18 protein-coding genes are annotated in these 18360 nt (G+C 73.5%); 5 read left to right on the top strand and 13 right to left on the bottom strand.

Features of this window, described 5'->3' with window-relative positions:
- Window positions 1–61: 61 nt before the first annotated feature.
- A complete protein-coding gene (locus tag SMA5143A_RS43810) occupies window positions 62–1234 on the top strand; it encodes a tryptophan dimethylallyltransferase family protein (protein ID WP_258193471.1) in 1173 nt (390 codons plus the stop codon).
- A gap of 30 nt (window positions 1235–1264) precedes the next feature.
- On the top strand, window positions 1265–2632 hold the full coding sequence (locus SMA5143A_RS43805; protein WP_258193470.1) for a tryptophanase: 1368 nt from the start codon (window positions 1265–1267) through the stop codon (window positions 2630–2632).
- 78 nt (window positions 2633–2710) lie between these two features.
- On the opposite strand, the gene SMA5143A_RS11420 is transcribed toward SMA5143A_RS43805, so the two are convergent.
- The 12 genes from SMA5143A_RS11420 to SMA5143A_RS11360 all read right to left on the bottom strand — a co-directional run bounded on the left by SMA5143A_RS11420 (window position 2711) and on the right by SMA5143A_RS11360 (window position 12803).
- On the bottom strand, window positions 2711–3319 hold the full coding sequence (locus SMA5143A_RS11420; RefSeq protein ID WP_107462835.1) for a tellurite resistance TerB family protein: 609 nt from the start codon (window positions 3317–3319) through the stop codon (window positions 2711–2713).
- 171 nt (window positions 3320–3490) lie between these two features.
- Window positions 3491–4063, bottom strand: coding sequence for a hypothetical protein (locus tag SMA5143A_RS11415; RefSeq protein WP_107462834.1), 573 nt, complete (start codon window positions 4061–4063; stop codon window positions 3491–3493).
- The gene (locus SMA5143A_RS11410) at window positions 4060–5439 is read right to left on the bottom strand and encodes a hypothetical protein (RefSeq protein ID WP_107462833.1); all 1380 of its coding nucleotides are present in this window, start codon (window positions 5437–5439) and stop codon (window positions 4060–4062) included. Before SMA5143A_RS11410 ends, SMA5143A_RS11415 begins: the two co-directional genes overlap by 4 nt.
- The gene (locus SMA5143A_RS11405; protein WP_107462832.1) at window positions 5436–6263 is read right to left on the bottom strand and encodes an ABC transporter ATP-binding protein; all 828 of its coding nucleotides are present in this window, start codon (window positions 6261–6263) and stop codon (window positions 5436–5438) included. The genes SMA5143A_RS11410 and SMA5143A_RS11405 overlap by 4 nt, the downstream gene beginning before the upstream one ends.
- Window positions 6260–7090: a zf-HC2 domain-containing protein gene (locus SMA5143A_RS11400; protein WP_107462831.1), complete on the bottom strand. Its 831-nt coding sequence runs from the start codon at window positions 7088–7090 to the stop codon at window positions 6260–6262. Before SMA5143A_RS11400 ends, SMA5143A_RS11405 begins: the two co-directional genes overlap by 4 nt.
- Window positions 7087–7590, bottom strand: coding sequence for an RNA polymerase sigma factor (locus tag SMA5143A_RS11395; RefSeq protein WP_219923583.1), 504 nt, complete (start codon window positions 7588–7590; stop codon window positions 7087–7089). Before SMA5143A_RS11395 ends, SMA5143A_RS11400 begins: the two co-directional genes overlap by 4 nt.
- A gap of 271 nt (window positions 7591–7861) precedes the next feature.
- Window positions 7862–8290, bottom strand: coding sequence for a nuclear transport factor 2 family protein (locus SMA5143A_RS11390; protein WP_107462828.1), 429 nt, complete (start codon window positions 8288–8290; stop codon window positions 7862–7864).
- A gap of 1 nt (window position 8291) precedes the next feature.
- A complete protein-coding gene (locus SMA5143A_RS11385; RefSeq protein ID WP_107462826.1) occupies window positions 8292–9098 on the bottom strand; it encodes an MBL fold metallo-hydrolase in 807 nt (268 codons plus the stop codon).
- Window positions 9099–9196: 98 nt separating this feature from the next.
- Window positions 9197–9817, bottom strand: coding sequence for a DsbA family protein (locus SMA5143A_RS11380; RefSeq protein WP_107462824.1), 621 nt, complete (start codon window positions 9815–9817; stop codon window positions 9197–9199).
- Between the two features lie 145 nt (window positions 9818–9962).
- The gene (locus SMA5143A_RS11375) at window positions 9963–11591 is read right to left on the bottom strand and encodes an IS200/IS605 family element transposase accessory protein TnpB (protein ID WP_107462822.1); all 1629 of its coding nucleotides are present in this window, start codon (window positions 11589–11591) and stop codon (window positions 9963–9965) included.
- A complete protein-coding gene (locus SMA5143A_RS11370; protein ID WP_107462814.1) occupies window positions 11584–12159 on the bottom strand; it encodes an IS607 family transposase in 576 nt (191 codons plus the stop codon). Before SMA5143A_RS11370 ends, SMA5143A_RS11375 begins: the two co-directional genes overlap by 8 nt.
- A 149-nt stretch (window positions 12160–12308) precedes the next feature.
- Window positions 12309–12803 carry a MarR family winged helix-turn-helix transcriptional regulator gene (locus SMA5143A_RS11360; protein WP_107462812.1) on the bottom strand — a complete coding sequence of 165 codons (495 nt, stop codon included), beginning with the start codon at window positions 12801–12803 and terminating at the stop codon, window positions 12309–12311.
- 224 nt (window positions 12804–13027) lie between these two features.
- Between SMA5143A_RS11360 and SMA5143A_RS11355 the strand changes: the two genes are divergently transcribed.
- The 3 genes from SMA5143A_RS11355 (at window position 13028) to SMA5143A_RS44565 (ending at window position 17108) form a co-directional block, all read left to right on the top strand.
- Window positions 13028–14548 (top strand): ABC transporter substrate-binding protein, encoded by a 1521-nt coding sequence (locus tag SMA5143A_RS11355; protein WP_107462810.1) that lies wholly within the window; start codon window positions 13028–13030, stop codon window positions 14546–14548.
- Window positions 14549–14554: 6 nt separating this feature from the next.
- Entirely contained in the window at window positions 14555–16357 is a 1803-nt protein-coding gene (locus SMA5143A_RS11350; protein WP_107462808.1) for an ABC transporter permease subunit, read from the top strand.
- 127 nt (window positions 16358–16484) lie between these two features.
- Window positions 16485–17108: a hypothetical protein gene (locus tag SMA5143A_RS44565; protein WP_107462806.1), complete on the top strand. Its 624-nt coding sequence runs from the start codon at window positions 16485–16487 to the stop codon at window positions 17106–17108.
- 57 nt (window positions 17109–17165) lie between these two features.
- Here SMA5143A_RS44565 and SMA5143A_RS11340 read toward each other — a convergent pair whose 3' ends face one another.
- Window positions 17166–18101, bottom strand: coding sequence for an amidohydrolase family protein (locus SMA5143A_RS11340; protein WP_107462907.1), 936 nt, complete (start codon window positions 18099–18101; stop codon window positions 17166–17168).
- Window positions 18102–18360: the final 259 nt, after the last annotated feature.

Raw genomic sequence — 18360 nt, 5'->3', positions numbered from 1 at the left:
AGATACCCGCCGAGGTCGGCGGGTATCTTTCTGTGTCCTCCCGCACCCCGGGGGGCCTGTCGTGAGCGGGCCCGGCGCCGTGGAGGCGCGGGCGACGAAGACGCTCGGCGGTCTCGTGACGGGCCAGTTGCTGCGGTTGTGCCAGGTGTCGGGGATCGACGAGGCCGACGCCGAGACCTATGCGCGGGTGCTGACCGACGCGTTGGCCGGGGTCGCCGAACGGTCCCTGGACCTGCCGCCCCCCGCCTGGACCTTCCTCTCCGACGACTCCACACCGGTGGAGTTCTCGCTGTCGTTCGTCCCGGACGGGCCCCCGGCCCTGCGGGTGCTGCTGGAACCGGGCAGCGGGGCCGAGAGCCTGCGGGACAACGGCCGGGCCGGGCTGGCGGTCGTCCGCTCGATGGCCGACCGCTGGGGCTTCGCCACCGGCCAGCTCGACCTGCTGGAGGATCTGTTCCTCCCGGACGACCCCGAGGGCCCGCTGGCCCTGTGGATCGCGCTGGAACTGCGGCCCGGCGGCGTCCCCAAGGTCAAGGTCTATCTGAACCCGGCGGCGCGCGGCGCGGACCGGGCCGCCGAGACCGTACGCGAGGCACTGGACCGGCTCGGCCACCGGGGCGCCTTCGACACGCTGCCGTCCGGCGACGGCTACCCCTTCCTCGCCCTCGACCTCGGCGACTGGCAGGCGCCCCGCGTGAAGGTGTACGTCACCCATCGCGAACTGAGGGTGCCCGACGCGGGCGGGCTGTCCCGGATGGGTGCCGGCCCCGACGCCGAGGTGCTGGAAGGTTTCCTCCGGCAGACGGGCGGCTACGACGACGGGACACCGGGCCCCGAGGCGCGGTTCGACCGGCGGCCCGTGCTGACCTGCCACTCCTTCACCCGGACGACGGGCGGGCCCACCGGCTTCACCCTGCACGTCCCGATCCGGGGGTACGTCCCGCACGACGGGGTGGCGCTCGACCGGGCCACGGCCGTCCTCGCCCGCCACGGCGTCGACCCCGCCGTACTCGAACGGGCGCTGACCGCCCTCACCCCGCGCGCACCGCGCGACGGGCGGGGGCTCATCGCGTACGTGGCGCTGGCCCACGAACGGGGCAGACCGCCGCGCGTGACGACGTACCTCTCCTCGGAGGCGTACGAGGTCCTGCCGCCGGCCTCCCCGCCGCCCCTCCAGCGGGCGCCCTCCGGCACGGCACGCGAGCCGGTCCCCGGCACACCAGCCATCAGTTGAGTCCACAGAGCAACAGGAGCACAGACCACAGTGGAGCCCTACCGCATCAAAGTCGTCGAGCCGCTCGCCCTCACCACCCGTGAGCAGCGCGAGGAGGCGCTGAAACGGGTGGACTACAACCTCTTCGACCTGCGGGCCGACGAGGTGACCATCGATCTGCTCAGCGACTCGGGCACCGGCGCCATCTCCGCCGCCCAGCTCGCCGCCGGCATGGAGGGCGACGAGTCCTACGCCGGCTCGCGCTCCTTCTACCGCTTCCACGAGACGGTGACGGAGCTGACCGGCTTCCCGCACATCCTCCCCGCCCACCAGGGGCGCGCCGCCGAACGCATCCTGTTCTCGACGCTCCTCGAACCGGGCGGCATCGTGCTGGCCAACACCCACTTCGACACCACCCGCGCCAACGTCGAACTCTCCGGGTGTCAGGCTCATGACCTGCCGTGCCCGGAGGCCAAGGACCTCGACAGCGAGCAGCCGTTCAAGGGGAACATCGACCTCGACGCGCTGCGGACCTGGCTGGAGGGACCGGACGCCTCCCGGGTGCGCGTCGTCGTCATGACGATCACCAACAACGGCGGCGGCGGGCAGCCCGTCTCCATGGAGAACCTCAAGGCCACCGCCGCGCTCTGCCGCCGCCACGGCGTCCCCATGATCCTGGACGCCGCCCGGTTCGCCGAGAACGCCTGGCTGGTGACCCGTCACGAGGCCGCCTACTCCGGCCACACCCCGCGCCAGGTCGCCGAGGAGGCGTTCCGCCTCGCCGACGGCTGTGTGATGAGCGCCAAGAAGGACGCCATCGTCCACATCGGCGGCTTCATCGGACTGAACGACCCCGTGCTCGCCGAGAAGTGCGAACGGCTCCTCATCGCCACCGAGGGCTTCGCCACCTACGGCGGACTCGCCGGCCGCGACCTCGACATGATGGCCGTCGGCCTGCTGGAGGTGACTGAGCCCAGCTATCTCGCGGAGCGGGCCGAGGTCGCCACGCATCTCGCCGGGCGGGTCCGCGCGGCGGGCGTCGACATCCTCGAACCGCCGGGCCTGCACGCCCTCTACCTCAACGCCGGGCGGCTGCTGCCGCACATACCGCCGCACAACTACCCGGGCCACGCCCTCGCCTGCCGCCTCTACCTCGAAGGCGGGATCCGTTCGGCGGAGCTCGGGTCGCTCTACCTCGGCGAGGAGGACGAGGACGGCAACCCGATCAAGAGCGCGCCGTACGAGCTGGTGCGGCTGGCGCTGCCGCGCCGGGTGTACACGCGCAGCCACTACGACCACGTCGGCCGGACCCTGGAGAAGATCGCCAAGGACGCCGGGTCGGTGCACGGCTTCCGGATCGTGGAGCAGTCGCCGATCCTGCGGCACTTCCGCGCGAAGCTGCGGCCGGTGACCGGCTGACGACCGGCTCCGGTCATACGGCAACCCCGGTTCGAAGAACCGGGGTTGCCGTATCTCTCGGCCGCGACGGGTGGTCCGTCAGAGGCCGAACTCCTGCGTGGGCAGCCCGAGCACCCCGCACGCCTCGCGCAGGACCTGCTCCTCGGCCGGCGCGATGTACCCGTCGGCGCCCGCGACGACGAAGCCGGTCTGGACGACCGCACGGGCCTCCTGCGGCTTCTTCGCCGCCTTGGCGATCTCCTGGAGCACGGCCGCCTTGCCCTGCTGGAAGTCGAACGACAGCTGGTCCACATGCTTGTTGAACCGCTGCCGCAACTGGTCCGCGGGGAAGTTCTGCAACACGTCGTTGTTCAGGATCAGCGACTCCACGTGCTGCCGCTCGGCCGGGTCCACCGTGCCGTCGGCGGCGGCGACCAGCGCGCACATGGCCATGCTCGCGTCACGGTAGGCGCCGCTCTTGAGCTCCGTCTTCAGCGACGTCAGCTGGGACTTGAGGGCGCTGACCAGCTGGGCCTTCGAACCGCCGGATCCGCCCGGACGCCCGTGTCCGTGCCCCTGCCCGTACGCCTGGCCCGGGGCGTGGCCGTGTCCCTGGCCGTGTTGCTGACCCGGTCCGCCGAGGCCCCGTGACTGTGCCTGCTGTTGCAGCCCCTTGGCCTGGTCCTTGATCCGATCCCACATCGCCATCCGTGCCACCTCGGCTTCAGCCCATGTCGTCCAGCGTCCGCGCACGTTCCACGCGTCACCCTGCCAACGGCTGCCGCACCCCGCGAAGTTCCGCTGCCGGCACCCCGCGAAGTACCCCGTGAAGTACCCCGCGAAGTACCCCGTGAAGTTCCGCCGTCCCTCCGGCGCCGGTCACCGCCTCGGGCCCGCGAGCGCGTACACCGTGGTGCCGAGGGCCGCGAGGACCAGCGCCGTCCAGGTGGCGGCGGGGGTGCCCGGCGGCAGCAGCAGCCAGCCGGCCACCTCCTCGGGCAGGCCCTCCGGGGACGGGGTGACCATCGAGACGGACAGCCAGGCGATCGGCGGGGTCCACGCGTACCGCGCCCCGAACCCCGCCGCCCCGGCGGCGACCAGCCCCGTCAGCCCGGCCGCGTCGCGGACGAGGAACCCGGCGGTCGCCAGGTCCTCGCCGAGCACCCCCAGGACCAGCGGCACCGCGCAGACGACCGTGCCGATCAGCAGCACGTGCGCCGTGCGGCGGAACCTCCAGCGGATCGCGGCCGTACGGTCCAGCGCCACGTCCTGACCACCGAGCCCGACGGAGGCCGCCGTCACCCCGGCGGCGAGCGCGAACACCGGCAGCAGGGGAGCGCTCCGTCCGTCGCCGTTCCCGGCGAGTGCCCACACCGCGACCGCGCCGACCAGCACCGCGGCCAGGGAGACGGGCACCTGGCGGGACCGCGCGTACAGCGTCAGCCACCTCACCGGGACGCACCGCCCTCCAGTACCGTCAGCGGGTCGCCCTCGCAGGAGAGCGCCGCGGCGTGCGCCGCCCTGATCCGCGCGACCTGCTCGGACCAGCGCAGCCCCTCCAGCTCCCGGAACACCGGGCGGGCCGTGGCGAGCTGCTCCTGCGCGGGGTGCATGGTGCCGCGGATCGGCTCCAGCTTCCCGAGGGCCCACCCCGCCAGCACGCTCTGCGCGGCGGTCTCGCCCAGCGTGCCGCTCTCCTGCTGGCTGCGTGCCCAGCACGTCGGCGCCATGCCCTGGGCGACCAGGGCCCGGGTCAGGTCCTCGCTCCCGGCGCGGGCGAAGGCGTCGTCGTCGAAGTCGACGAGCACGGCCGTACGGGACCGCTGGGGCCGCTCGATGAGTCCTCGTGGGGTGGTGATCTCCCGGATGGTCGTGGGCGCCCGGTCGCCGAGGGCGTCGCGCAGCAGGCCGAGCGCCTTGCGGCCGGGGCCCGTGAGCCCGTTCAGACGTGCCTCGTGGACGCGGGCCACACACACGGGCCCGTCGCACACCTGCGCGGCGGCGGCCTCGTCGACGACGTACGTCCGGCGCGGGTCGGACGGCAGCACGAGCAGGGCGATCGCCGCGCCCGCCACCACGGGGGCGAGGGCGAGCAGCCGGGTGCGCGGCGTCACGGCGAGCAGCAGCGCGAAGCCTGTCACCGCCATCCCGAGCAGCCACGCGGTCTGCCCGAGGTGCACCCGGGCGGAGAGGGTCAGCAGGATCTCCCGTACGTCCGCCACCGTCGGCGACAGCAGCACCAGCCGGTTCGGCAGGGTGGACGTCGGCACCGCGGTGTCCGACCACTGCCGTACGAAACCGGTGAACAGGAACGCGGCCACGGCCAGCGCGGGCGGGGTGAGCGGGGACGGCAGGGCGCGTGCGATCCCCATGCCGAGGACGGCCCCCGCGACCAGGGAGAACCCTCCGACCAGCGAGATCGGCAGCCAGCCCAGGTGGTGGTACCGGGCGTGGCCGAGAACCTGGACCGCGCCCTGGAGGACGAAGAGACCGAAGGCCAGCGTCAGGGTCAGCGCGCTCGCGCCCGCCGTCATGGCCGCGCGGTGCCGGGCGGGCCGCGGGGTGCTCGCCAGCAGCTCCGAGACCTTCGAACGGTGGTCGCGCAGCCCCTGGAGCGCCCCGAGCGCCACGGCGAGCGGCCACAGGAAGATCAGCAGGGTGCGGGTCCACATCGCCATGGACGTCCACTGCGCCGTCCACAGCGGGGTGCCCTTCCACCAGGGCCCGCTCAGCAGATACAGGAACCCCAGGGCGGTCACCAGGACCACGGCGCCGGCCCACGGGGCCACGGACCGCCTCAGCTCGATACGCAGGACACGGCCGTTCACCAGGCGCCCCTCTCCCCGACGGAGCCCTGGAGCAGCGCCGCGTAGCCGCGCTCCAGCGGGCTGTCGCCCACATGCTCGGGGCCGCCCGCGGCGGCCAGCTCGTCGGGGGTGCCCTGGAAGACGAGCCGGCCCTCCGCGAACAGCACCACGTCCGTGCAGGCGGCGGCGACGTCCTCCACCAGGTGCGTGGAGACGACGACACAGGTGTCCGTGCCCAGCTCCTGGAGCAGCTGCCGGAACCGCACCCGCTGCGCAGGGTCCAGGCCGGCCGTCGGCTCGTCCAGCAGCAGGACGGTCGGGTCGTTGACGATGGCCTGGGCGATACCGGCCCGGCGCACCATGCCGCCCGACAGGGTTTTCATCCGGTCGTCGGCGCGGTCCGCGAGCCCCACCCGCTCCACGGCGCGCTGCACGGCCGCGGGGATGTCCGCCTTGGGCACCTCCTTCAGCCACGCCATGTACTCGACGAACTCGCGGACCGTGAACCGCTTGTAGTAGCCGAACTCCTGCGGCAGATAGCCGATCCTGCGGCGCAGCGCGCGGTGCTCGCCCCGGCCGCCGACGGACTCGCCGAGCAGTTCCAGGGAGCCCTCCGTGGGTCGCAGCACCGTCGCCAGCGCCCGGATGAGGGTGGTCTTGCCGGCCCCGTTGGGCCCCAGGAGGCCGTGCACGCCGGTGCCCAGCGACAGGTCGAGCCCGTCGACGGCCATGCGTTTCCTGCCGACCTTCACCTTCAGCCCGTCGGCCCGGATCTCCCAGGCGTAGGCCGTCGGCGCGATGTCGGCCGCGCTCACCGTGGACATGTGGTCCTTTCCGATGGTCATCGATGGGCTCCCAGCACGGAGTACGCGCCCCTGCGGGCGATCACGACTACGAGTCCGAGAGCGAGGATCAAGCCCCACACGGGCAGTCCGTCCGTCCGCAGGGCGACCGTGGTACGGCCGTCGGCGAGGGTCGGCGCGACGATCACGGCGGCCCACACCACCACCAGCGAGACGGCGGCGCGGGTCACGCCGATCACCCCGCCGAGCGCCAGCGTCGCCGAGGTGAAGGCCAGGCAGGGCAGCAGCCACAGCGCGACCGTCACCCCGGTCGCCCAGCCGCCCACCAGCAGCACGGGCACCACCACCGCGAGCACGGCCACGGTCCGCCGCAGCACCAGCTGGAGCCCGGCCCGGGGGACCGAGGCGGTCAGCTCGTACGCGGGGTCGAGGCCGCGCGCCCAGGAGGCGGCGACGCCGAGCACGGGCAGCACCGGGGCGAGCACCAGCACCGGGGACACCTCACCGGATCCCGGGTGGGGGCTGCCGCCGAGCAGGTCGAGCAGCAGGGCGGCGAGCGTCACGGCGGCGGCCATGGCGAGCCACGGCACCATCGCGGGGGTCGCCCACCGCGACAGCCACGCCGGCCGGCGCCGGCGGCGGGGCGGCGCGGCGGTGGCCGCCACCTGTGGTTCGAGGCCGGACCACACGGTGTCGACCAGGGACGCCACGGCGGGCACCCCGGCGGTGACGGCGGCCGACAGCCGGTCCCGGCAGACCGGGCACACCTCCAGATGGGCCTCCACGGCCCACACCTCGTCGTCCGGCAGGCCGGCGGCGCCGCGCGCGTAGGCCTCGATGATCCGCGTCGACGCGTGTTCCACGCTCATGTCAGTGCCTTCCGCATCGCGAGCCGGGCCCGGCGGGCCCGGGTCTTGACCGTGCCCTCGGGCAGCCCGAGCAGGACGGCGGTCTCCCGGACCGAAAGCCCGTCGAGCACCATCGCCTGAAGTACCTGCCGGAGCTCCGGCGCGAGGCGCCGCAGCGCGTCCCCCACGTCACCGCCGACGGTGGCCGCGAGCGCCTCCTCCTCGGCGGCGGGCGCCGCGTGGGGGAGTGCGGCGGTCGGTGGCGGCTGCGCGTGGTGGGCCCGCCGCCGGAACGCGTCGACGAGGCGGCGCGCCGCGATCGTCCACAGCCAGCCGACGGCCGTGCCGCCCACCGCCGCCCCGGCGAACGCGCCCGCCGCGCGCCACACCGCCAGGTACGTCTCCTGCATGACCTCGGCGACGATCTGCTCGTCCGCGCAGCGCCGCCGCAGCCGGACCGCGAGCCACGGCGCGGTCCGCCGGTACAGCTCCTCGAACGCCGCGCGATCGCCACGGGCCACGAGCCGCACGAGACGCTCCTCGTCCGGCTCGCCACCCCGTCCCTTCCTGACTGCTCTCACACCCCCTAGACGCCCGCGCCCGGAGGCGGGTTTTCCCGGCGGAGTGATCCCGGTCACACCCAGGGGCGCCCGGTGGCGCCCCCGGCGAGCCCGCCCGGCGGTGCTCCCGGTGGCCCCCAGGTCCGCCTCCGTCGGTCGCCGAGACGGGCGAACCCCGGGCCGATGGCCCGGGGTTCGTCGGGGGAGGGGGACGGGGTACGGGGGGCCGGGTTCAGGTGGGCATCGCCTCGCGGACGCGCGCCGTGTCGACGAACTGTTCGAAGCGGACGATGAGGCCGCCGCGGACCACGAAGTGGTGGGCCACGCGGACGTCGATCGGCTTGCCGGTGGCCTTGTTCGTCGCGGTGTAGCGGGCGAGGACGACGACGTTCTCGCCGTCGACGACGTAGGTGTCGTCGTGGGCGGTCCAGTCGTCCCAGTCCTGGCCCAGCCGCTCCATCACGTTCGACGTGACGCCGTCGGGGGTGCGGTAGGTGCCGGCCAGCGGGAAGCCGGCCATCTCCGTCCACTCCACGTCGGGCGCGAGGGTGGCCCGCAGGGCCGCCAGGTCGCCGGCGGCGGAGGCCAGGTACTGGCGCCGTACGACGTCGGCGGGCGCGGAGGACGTCGTGACGTCGGTGAAGCCGGTGCGGTCGCTCATGTCAGCCCCACGTCATCTCGCCCTTGGCGACCTTCGCGCCGATCTGCGCGGCGATCCCCATGCCGTGGTCGGGGTGGCGGGCGACGAGCGCCTCGGTGAGGGCGGCGCCGTCGGTGGCCCTGCCCAGCTCCTCCTCGAAGGCGAGGAGGTACTCGCGGGTCGCGGCGATCGCGGAGGCGTCGGCCGGGGCGTCGGGCAGCCGGTGGCCGGGGACGACCAGCTCCGGGCCGAGGGCGGCCATCTCGTCGAGCAGGTCGATCCAGGCGGCGCGGTCACCGGGGGTGGGTGTGTCGGCGACCCAGACGTGCTCGCGCTGGAACAGCAGGACACCGCCGAGGAGCGTCCTGCTCCCGGCCTGCCACAGGTAGTGGCGGTCGGGCAGCGCGGCAGGGCCGCCCTTGAGCTCGAAGCGGTGGCCCTCCAGGGTCAGATCGCCGGTGAGCGGGGTGAGGTCGACAAGCCGGGTGGGCAGGTTGGGGCCGAGCGCGGCCCACGCCTTGAGCTTGCCCTCGTAGGAGTGCCGGATGTGCTCGATGACGTGCGGGGTGGCGACGAAGACGGCGTCGGGGAAGGCGTCGGCGATCACTTCGGCTCCGAAGTAGAAGTCGGGGTCGCCGTGGCTGACGAACACGGTCGTCAGCTTCTTGCCCGAGTCGAGGACCTCGGCGGCCAGCCGGTGCCCGTCGGCACGGGTGAAGCCGGCGTCGACCAGCAGCGCCTCGTTCTCACCGGTGACCAGGGTGGCCGTCTTGTTCTTGACGCCGGCCGGGAAGTCGAGGTCGAGGATCTTGAAGGACAGTTCACTCATCGCGGGTTCCTCCGGGGTGGGATGCGGGACGGGGTGGACGTTGACGGCGGAGGCGGCCTGCGCCGGGCCCGGTCGGCGAGCGGCGCGACCCGCCGGTCTCAGCGGGCGGCCGTCAGGGACGTCAGGCGGCGGTCTATCCGGTCGGCGGTGGCGCGGCCGATGGCCAGGACGGTGATGTGCGGGCCGTCGACGGCGAGCAGGGTCGGGAAGCCGGTGACGCCGAGCTCGGCCGTCCGGCGGAAGTCGGCCTCGGCGGCGACCGACGCCTCGGGCGCGTCGAACGCGGCGACCACGGCGTCGGCGTCGAGCCCGGCCGCCTCGGCCACCGTGCGGTAGGTGGCCGGGTCGGAGAGGCTCAGCCCGTCGACGTAGAAGGCGCGCTGGAGGGCGACGGCGAGTTCGGCGGCCCGCTCCGGGGCGGCCCCGCGCAGGGCGGCCATGCCGCGCGCGGCGGCCTCGGAGTCCATGACGAACGAACCGTCGGCGATCAGCCGCTCGTAGCGCTCGCCGAACTCGGCGCCGGTCAGCCGCGCGATCTGGGCGTTGGCGCCCCGGACATGGCCGAACTCGCGGATCGGCAGTCGGCGCGACCCGGTGAACAGTCCGCCGGAGACCACCTCGACCGGCAGTCCGGGGTGGCGGGAGACGACGTCGCCGAGGGTCCCGGAGAAGCCGTGGGACCAGCCGCAGTAGGCATCGAAGGCGTAGACGAGCTGCATGGAGGACCTCGCAGGGATGGGACGCCCGCCCGGGTCGCGGGCCAGTCACCTGACGAAACAGTAACTGACTTGTCAGGCATTTCCCTGGAGCAGGTGACGCTCATCACAGCACGGGTCGGCGTTCAGGGGCGGCAGCGAACCGTTCCTAATCAGTGAGCAGGAGTGAGTCTTGGACCCATACCTGGTCACTGCGGACACCCCGAACGGTTTTGGATGTCCTGGTTGCCCGCGTACTCGCCGGGTCCGGCGGCACGGATCGTGTCCGTGGTCCGGGGATGCGGGGGCGGGGTCCCTCACGCCCAGGGGCATGCCGATCGGCCTGGATGGTCCGATGCCCGTGCACATCGCTCTGGTGTGCACGGGGCGGTGTCGTCCGTCGCCGGATCGGGTGTCCCTGGGCGCGTCGTCCGATCGCGATGCTCGCCGCATCGTGCCGGGTGGTCCTACGGGTGGGGCCGGCCATCGGTTTTTGCCAGTGCTGGGCGCCCCACTTGCTGGTGTAGGCCGGGTCCACAGCGATGATCGCGATACCTGTGGCGTCGGCCATGGAGGTCAGCCGGGCACGGAGCTTGCCGGTCGGCATGCCGGAGATGAGTTGTCGGAATCGGCGCTTGCGCCCGTGCTTCTCTCTGGTTTTCTCGGTCTGGAAGTCGAGGTCTTCGACCGCGATGGCCTTGACGCCGCAGGTCTTGGCCCAGTTCAGCAGCCGCGTGAGGGCGTGCCGTACCTGGGCGTCGCGGTGCTGGGCGCCTCGGGACAGGTCGAAGAAGAACCGGCGCGGCCGGCCAGTCGGGTTGCCGTGAGTGTCGAGGCGCCATGCGGCGAGGTGGTCGGTGTTGGTGTCCACGCCGATCACGCCGTCGGCGAGGGCGGCTTTGAGTGAGATGGTCTTGGTGGGAGGGATCCGCCAGGAGGCGTCCACGTACCAGCGCCCGCGTCCCGTGTCGTAGTGGATACGGTAGGCCACGGCCCGGTTCGCCTCCACGCGGTCGGCCCACTCCTGCCCCCGGTGGGGGAAGCGTACCTTCGCGGCGAGTACGTACCGGCCGTGCCTGGCGTTCGCCAGGTCGGCGAGCCGGGCCGGGAGTTTGATCGACACTTCGCCCTCGGGCGTGATGCGGATCGTCTCGTTGCCGAACCTTTTCCCCGACTCGCCGTCCGCCTGGAGGAACCAGCGCCCGGCTTCCCACCGCTCACGCCACTCGGCCTCGGTGAGCTGCGCCTTGTCGAGGTTGTCACGGGTGCCCAGCAGACGTTTACCGCCACGCACGACGTGCACCCGGCCCGCTTCCCGGTCAGCCCGGACCTGGTCGAGCCGGTCCTCCAGCACATGCAGGCGGCGTGCTTTGTTGAACCACTCGTGCGCGGAGCGGTAGCCGCCCGGAGTCCGCTTGGTGCCCTTCTCCCCGACCGGCAGCGACAGCCGGTGGCGGATCGTCGTGATACCGGCTTCGAGGGACTGGACGTGCGCGGCCTGGCCGCGCCGGGCGAGCGCCCACTGGTCATGCGTGGCCTTCGTGATCGACCCGGCCCACCTGGACGACGACTCAGCCGTCAGGTCCCGCTTACGGGCTGCCCATGACTCGGTGGAGTGCTCCAGGCCGTCAGCGCAACGCGCTTTGAGGTCCTTCGAGGCGAGCGAGCCCAGGTGTGCACCCACCAAGCGCAGAGCCTTCTCATCCGCGGGCGTGAGGTCTCCTAGCCGGGTACGTACCGCCACACCGGATGGGCCGAGAGCGACGAACGGCGCGGCGATCGGGCGGAGGTCAGCCATGTTCGGCCGCTTCCAGTGCCTTGCGGGCGCGGTTCTTCGCCGACCTGCGCCCGTACAGACGGGCGCAGAACGACGTCAGCACCTCCACCATGTCCCGCACCAGGTCGTCTTCGACCTCGCCGTCGTCCACCACCACCAGGCGACGGCCCGTCGCGGACAAGGCGGCCTCGACAAGTTCGACGTTCATCCGGCCGAGCCGGTCCTTATGCTCCACCACCACAGTGGTCACGTTCGGGTCGGCCAGCAGACGCCGAGCCTTGGAACGGCAGCCGTTCATCCCGGAAGCGATCTCCGCCTCGACACGAACGACTCGGTGACCGGCCTTCACCGCCCACGCCGACAGCCGAGCAACCTGGCGTTCCAGATCGTTCTTCTGATCGTGCGAGGACACCCGGGCATACAGGCCCAGACCACCGATGGCCTCGGGCGTGCTGTTCACGTCGATGTTCACCAGGATCGTGCGCGGCCCGACCCGCTGAGCCGGTACCGGCAGCGTCCCCTCACGGAACCAGCGATACGCGGTCTGCGGATGCACGCCCTGCGTCTTCGCCCATTCCGTCAGATTCACACCGTGACAACGACACTCACTTACACATGGTTACGCTCACTTACCCGACTTCACGGACCAGCAGGTGGAGACCCCTGGGCGAGCCCCCGACCGAGCCCTCGACCGAGCCCTCGACCGAGCCCCCGACCGAGCCCCCGACCGAGCCCCCGTCAGGGCAGTCGCGGCAGGATGTCCCGCGCCGAGTGGCTCAGGGCGCGCAGGTTCTCCGCGAACCGCTCCCGGTCCTCGGCCGGGAGCGGGGCCAGGAAGTAGCGGCGGATGTTCTCGACGTGGACGCGGGCCGCCGCGACCGCCTTCTCCTCCCCGACCGGGGTGAGGCGTACCAGCCGGCCCCGCCGGTCCTCGGGGTCCTCGCCCCGTTCCACGAGCCCGGCGGCCTCCATGCGGTCGACCAGCCGGGTGGCGCCGCCGGTGGTCAGCACCTGCTCCTGTGCGATGGCCCGCATGGACAGCCCCGGCTCGCCCGCCCGGCCCAGGATGAGCAGCACCTCGAACATGAGATGGCTGATGCCGCACTCCTGCTCCAGGGCCCGCCCCAGGATGTACTCCAGCCGGTTCGCCGCCCCCTGTAGCCGCCCGAAGGCGAGGACCAGGTGGTCGTCGGCGGCCTGCTTCGCCGTCGAGATCTCCGTCTGCTCGTCCACGGCCCCCGCCGCCCTTCCGGTCGTCCACCACTGACCCCTTGATCATGCCGTGCCCGGTCCCCGCCGCACCCGCCCCCCGTGGCGGGGTCCGGTGGGATTCGGTGGTTGAGAATTCACCCACCCACCGCGGATTCGGTAAGGCTTGCCTTATAAGCTGGCCCGGCCCTGTCGAACGGCCCCCGTGCGCCGGGGCGCGCCCCACCCCTCGCACGACAGGACCCACCATGCGCACCACGTCCCGCGGCCTCATCGCGGCGCTCGCCCTCAGCCCCCTGCTGGCCGGCTGCTTCGCGTCCGGCGACGGCGGCTCGGGGACGGACGGGGCGGGTGCGGGCGGCCGGCTGCGGATCGCCCTCGCCGTGCCGCCGGCGCAGGCCCTGTCGCCGTACAGCAACGACGCCACCGTCCTCAGCAAGCTCTCCGTCGCCGAGGGCCTCACCGCGCTGAACAAGGACGGCGCCGCCGCGCCCGCCCTGGCGAAGTCCTGGAAGCGGCAGAACGACACGACCTGGACGTTCGAGCTGCGCGAGGCCACCTTCCAGGACGGCACCGAGGTCACCGCCGACACCGTGGTGGGCGCCCTCGACCACGCGAACGAGGCGGAGACCAAGCCCCGCGTCCTCAGCGACGTCACCCTGACCGCGAAGGCCGACGACGCCGACACCGTCACCCTCACCACGAAGACCCCCGACCCGGTCCTCCCGCTGCGGCTCGCCAGCCCCGCCCTCGCCGTCCTCTCCCCGAAGGCGTACGCGAAGGACGGCACCGTCAGCCCCATCGGCACCGGCACCGGCCCGTTCGAGATCACCAGGCTCAGCGGCAAGACCAAGGCCACCCTCGACCGCTACGACGGCTACTGGGGCGGCAGGGCCGAGGCACCCGGCATCGACGTCAGCTGGATAGCCGACGGCACCGCCCGCGCGAGCGCCCTGCGCGGCGGCGACGTCGACATCGCCGAGTGGATCCCCACCGCACAGGCGAAGCTCCTCGACAAGAGCACCCGCCACGAGGTGCCGTCCGTACGCACCGACAGCCTGGTCCTCAACACCGCGAGCGGCCTGTTCGCCGACGCCTCCCTGCGCGCCGCCGCCCGCGAGGCCGTCGACGGCGGCGTCCTCGTCGACTCCGTCTTCGGCGGCTACGCCGACCAGGCCGAGGGCCTGTTCGGGCCCGCCGTCCCCTGGGCCGCCGCCGACCGCGTCGAGGTGACCGGCCGGGCCAAGGCCGCGACCACCGCGCAGGTGCGGAAGGAGACGAAGGGCCGGACCCTGCGACTGGCCACCTACACCAACCGCGCCGAACTCCCCGAGGCCGCGACCGTCCTCCAACAGCAGCTGGAGAAGGCCGGGTTCACCGTGAAGCAGGACGTCCGCGAGTACACGCAGATGGAGGCCGACCTCCTCGCCGGCACGTACGACGCGCTCGTCTTCTCCCGCGTCACGCTCCTCGACACCGGCGACGCGGTCGCCTACCTCGCCAGCGACTTCACCGGCGACGGCGTCTACAACATCGCCGGCCTGAAGGACGCGAAGGTCGACCGGGCGATCCGGGCGGCCGCCGAGGAGGGCGACACCGCCGAGCGGCACCGGAAGATCATGCGGGCCGAGGCGGAGATCCTGCGCACCGACGCCGTCGTCCCGCTGGTCCACGAGAAGGTCGTGCAGGGCATCGCCGACGACGTCGAGGGCGTCCTCCTCGACCCCCGCGAGCGGTCCCTCGTCGACGTCGACACCCACCTGAAGTAGCCGCCGATGAGCGTCACTCCGGCCGGTGCCGACGGACTGCCGACCCGGTGGCGGGCGGGGGCCGGCCGGGCCGTCGCCGCCACCGCCCTGCTCACGGCCGTCGCCTTCCTGCCCTGGCTGTCCGGCACCGACCCGGCGCTCACCGTGCTGCGCGCCCGCTCCGCCGAACAGGACCCCACCCCGGCCCAGTTGGCCGCCGTACGGGAACGACTCGGCCTCGACGAGGGGCCGTTCGTCCATCTCGGCCGGTGGCTGGAGGGGCTGGCGCGCGGTGACGCGGGCACCTCGTGGGTGTCGGGCGAACCCGTCCTGCCCCAGGTCACGACCGCCTTCGCGGTCTCCCTCACCCTGATGCTGGGCGCGCTGGCCGTGACCGCCGCGGTGGCCGCGCTGGTCAGCGCCCGCACCCTCTGCCTCGGGTCGCGGCAGCGACTGCTCCGGGGCCGGGCGGGCGTCGGCGCGGCCGTCCTCGCCGCGCTGCCCAAGTTCCTCCTCGCCTCCCTGCTGGCGATGGTGTGCGGCGTGTGGCTGGGCTGGTTCCCCTCGCAGGGCTGGACGGGCCCGGCGTCGATGGTGCTGCCCTCGCTCGCCCTCGGTGTGCCCTCCGGCGCGGTGATCGGCGGTCTGCTCGACCAGGCGCTGCCCGCCGCGTTCCACGAGCCATGGGCCCGCACCTGGCGCGCCTACGGCCTGCCACCCGGCCGGATCGCCCGCACGGCACTGCGCCGCGCCCTGTCTGGGGTGCTCCCGCAGCTCCTGCCGACCGTGGTCGGCCTGGTCGGCGGCGCCGTCGCGGTGGAAAAGATCTTCAACATCCCGGGTCTCGGCCGGCTCGCCCTGGAGGCCGCCATCGCCCAGGACCTGCCGCCCCTCCAGACGGCGACCCTCGCCCTGGTCCTCCTCGGCGTCGGCGCGGGCCTGGTCATCCAGGCGCTGCGCCGCGCCCTGCTCGGCCCGGCCCTGCGCGACGGCGCCCTGCCCGCGCTGCACCCGCCCGCGCTGCCCCGGCCCCGCTCCCTGCCCTGGATCATCGGCTGCTGCGCCCTCGCCCTGCTCACCCTCGTCGTGGCCGGCCTGCTGCGCGACCCCCTCCACGTGGACACCGCGGCCCGGCTGCTGCCGCCGTCCCCCGACCACCCCCTGGGCACCGACGCGCTCGGCCGGGACCTGCTGGCCCGCCTCGGCCACGGCGCGCTGCGCACGGCCTCCGTCGCCCTCGCCGTCACCGCCGTCAGCGCCCTCCTCGGACTCCTGATCGGCGCGGCGACCCAGGCGGGCGCGGGCCTCACCGAGGTGGTGTCGACGCTGCCGGCCGTCCTCGCGGGCCTGCTCGTCACCACGCTGACCGGCCCTTCCGTGGGGGGCGCGGCCTGCGCCGTGTGCCTCGTGGGCTGGACCCCGTACGCCGCCCAGACGTCCGCCCTCCTCGAACAGGAACGGGCCAGCGGCCATCTGCTCGCGTCCGTCTCCTTCGGCGCCGGGCCCGGCTACCTCCTGCGCCACCACCTGCTCCCCGCGGTCCTGCCCGCCCTGCTGCGCAACGCGCTCCTGCGCCTGCCGACCACGGTCCTCGTCCTGGCCTCCCTGGGCTTCCTCGGCCTCGGCGAACAGCCGCCCACCCCGGAGTGGGGCCGCCTCCTGTCCGAGAACCAGCCCTACGCCGAACTGGCCCCCTGGACCGTCCTCGCCCCCGCCGCCGCCCTCGCCCTCTTCGCGGTCCTCACGGTCGCCGGCACGGCGACGGGCCGCCGGGCCCCCTCCCGCCGCCCCACCCGGGACACGTCACCCGGCTCCACGGGCGGTCGCTGACCCGCCCCGCGGACGGTGCCGGACCGGCCCCGCCCGGTCCTTCACAAGGTCCGCCCCCCGCTCCGACCGGTCCCACCGTTCCCGTTGATAGCTTGCGGTTCCAGCCAGTTCACACCGGGGGACCACCATGAACCAGCCACCGCCGCCGCAGCACCCCTACCAGCCGTACGGGCAGCCCGTCCCACCGCAACAGCCGCCGGGACCGCCCGGGTACGGGCCGCAGCCGGTCCCCGGGGCGTACCCGGCGCCGCCGTTCGCGCCGCAGCCCTTCGCACCGCGTCCCCCGCGCGCCGGCGGCCACCCGGTGGGCGCCGTCCTCCTCGGGTTGCTCGCCTCGTTCCTCGTGGCGCTGCTGTACACCCTCCTCAACGTCGCCACCTACAAGGACCAGACGCTCACCACGGCCAACGCCCTCTACCTCGGGCACGCCCTGCTCAACGGGGCGATCGTGGGACTCCTCGTCGGGCTGGTGGGCGGCCGCGGCAACGGCGCGCGCATCGGCGCGGCCCTCATCGCCGTGCTCGGCGCGTTCCTCGGCTACACCAACTCCCTGCCCCTGGTCTACGCGGTCGAGTCGACGCCCACGGCCGCCTGGGACCTGTTGAGCTACGAGCCGTTCTTCCCGGCGAAGGCGTGGTGGACCAGCGAGGCGGACGGCGGCGTCGACTGGTTCTCCCCCCTCGGCCTCGTCCTCGCCGCGGCCGCCGCGTACGGCCTCGCGTACGCGATGGGCACCCGCCGCCGCGCCTGACAGGCCGCTGAACCCGACCCGCCGCCGGGCCCGGCGCCCCCACCGGACCCCCGGCCCTCACCGACCGAAGAGCTCCGCCCCGTTGTCGTGGCACACCGCGCGCAGCCACTCCTCTCCCAGCCCCAGCCGCTCCAGGGCCCGGAGCTGGTGGAGGTAGGGGTAGGGGATGTTGGGGAAGTCGGAGCCGAGCAGGACGCGGTCGCCGAGGGCGGCCAGCCGGGGCAGGGCGCGGCGGGGGAACGGCGCGAGGACCTCGGAGAAGTCGGTGAACGCCATGGTCGTGTCCAGCCGCACCTCCCCGTACCGTTCGGCGAGGTCCAGGAAGTCCTCGTACTCGGGCATCCCCATGTGCGCGACGATCAGCCGCAGTCGGGGATGGCGGGCCAGCACCCGCGTGATCGGTCCGGGGCCGGTGTGCTTGCCGGGCGCGGGCCCCGAACCGCAGTGGATCACCACGGGGACCCCCGCCTCGGCGAGCAGTCCCCAGACGGGGTCGAGGAGTTCGTCGGCCGGGTCGTACGCCCCCACCTGCACATGCGCCTTGAAGACCCGCGCGCCCGCCGTCACGGCCTCCCGGACGTACGCCTCGGCGTCCGGCTCGGGATAGAGGGTGGCGGTGTGCAGGCAGTCCGGGGTGCGGCGGGCGAAGTCGACCGCCCAGCCGTTCAGCCAGCGGGCCATGCCGGGCTTGTGCGGGTAGAGCATCGCCGTGAAGGCCCGTACGCCGAACCGCCGCAGCCGGGCGGTCCGTTCCGCCTCCTCCTCGCGGTAGGTGATCGGCCACTCCAGTCCGCCGGTCAGCGGCCCGACCCCGTCGAAGTACTCCCAGACCTTGCGCAGCACACGCTCGGGCATGAAGTGCGTGTGGACGTCGATCAGTCCGGGCAGCCCGAGCCGCCCCCAGAACTCCCGGATCTCCTCGGCCTCCGTACCCGTCGGCCCGCGCCCGGAGGGCTCGACGGGCCCGGCGGACACCCTGTGGTGATCGCTCATGCCGCCCACCCTCGGTCCTGACGGGACGTCCGGTCCACTCCCGCGCGCGACCGGGCCCTGAGGCGTCCGTCACGCGCGCGGGGGCCGGACACCGCCTAGTGCCGTGACCGGAAAGGTTCACCGGCTCGCGACGCCCGGCACGGCACCTCGCGGCGTTGTCGCATGACCCGAGTACATCCAGTACGCGGGTCATGCTCCGCCTTGCGAGGCACCGCACCGGACGCCGCGAGCTTCCCGGCAAACCTTTCCGGTCACAGCA

Source organism: Streptomyces sp. MA5143a, from assembly GCF_900290235.1.
Lineage (GTDB): Bacteria > Actinomycetota > Actinomycetes > Streptomycetales > Streptomycetaceae > Streptomyces.
This window is presented reverse-complemented; position numbering and strand designations above follow the sequence as displayed.

Coding starts and splice junctions, on each gene's coding strand:
- SMA5143A_RS11420 (WP_107462835.1), bottom strand. CDS start 3,319: ATGGCGATGTGGGATCGGATCAAGGACCAGGCCAAGGGGCTGCAACAG.
- SMA5143A_RS11375 (WP_107462822.1), bottom strand. CDS start 11,591: ATGGCTGACCTCCGCCCGATCGCCGCGCCGTTCGTCGCTCTCGGCCCA.
- SMA5143A_RS11405 (WP_107462832.1), bottom strand. CDS start 6,263: ATGACCATCGGAAAGGACCACATGTCCACGGTGAGCGCGGCCGACATC.
- SMA5143A_RS44565 (WP_107462806.1), top strand. CDS start 16,485: ATGAACCAGCCACCGCCGCCGCAGCACCCCTACCAGCCGTACGGGCAG.
- SMA5143A_RS11385 (WP_107462826.1), bottom strand. CDS start 9,098: ATGAGTGAACTGTCCTTCAAGATCCTCGACCTCGACTTCCCGGCCGGC.
- SMA5143A_RS11380 (WP_107462824.1), bottom strand. CDS start 9,817: ATGCAGCTCGTCTACGCCTTCGATGCCTACTGCGGCTGGTCCCACGGC.
- SMA5143A_RS11355 (WP_107462810.1), top strand. CDS start 13,028: ATGCGCACCACGTCCCGCGGCCTCATCGCGGCGCTCGCCCTCAGCCCC.
- SMA5143A_RS11340 (WP_107462907.1), bottom strand. CDS start 18,101: ATGAGCGATCACCACAGGGTGTCCGCCGGGCCCGTCGAGCCCTCCGGG.
- SMA5143A_RS11400 (WP_107462831.1), bottom strand. CDS start 7,090: ATGAGCGTGGAACACGCGTCGACGCGGATCATCGAGGCCTACGCGCGC.
- SMA5143A_RS11390 (WP_107462828.1), bottom strand. CDS start 8,290: ATGAGCGACCGCACCGGCTTCACCGACGTCACGACGTCCTCCGCGCCC.
- SMA5143A_RS11350 (WP_107462808.1), top strand. CDS start 14,555: ATGAGCGTCACTCCGGCCGGTGCCGACGGACTGCCGACCCGGTGGCGG.